This window comes from Pseudomonas sp. H26/SER47-MNA-CIBAN-0231 (genome assembly GCF_040310465.1).
In the GTDB taxonomy this organism is placed as follows: Bacteria; Pseudomonadota; Gammaproteobacteria; order Pseudomonadales; family Pseudomonadaceae; genus Aquipseudomonas; species Aquipseudomonas atacamensis.
Map to the genome: position 1 here is coordinate 1 of NZ_JBEOPW010000088.1, position 269 is coordinate 269.

At 48.0% G+C, this 269-nt stretch carries 1 pseudogene; it reads right to left on the bottom strand.

Features of this window, described 5'->3' with window-relative positions:
• Window positions 1-269, bottom strand: a pseudogene (locus AAEZ10_RS27385) (GntP family permease); the annotation flags it as partial.

Below are 269 nucleotides of genomic sequence, written 5' to 3' on the forward strand. Positions count from 1 at the left end.
GTTCTGGATCAATACCAGCGGCAACCGCCATTCTTAAATAATCTTCACCCAACGTCGATAGGGCAATACTCAAACCACCAGAAGATGAGCCAGTAATACCAGCAAGGGTGGTCATCGCGACCGCTTCTGAGATAAGTGGGTTATCAGGCGTTAGGTTTAAGATGCTGTCACGAATAATAAGAAAGCCTGCCAATGAAGCAATGACCGCGCCGTAACCCACTTCTGAGGCGGTGTTAAAGATGGGCAACATCGAATCATAAGTACCACGG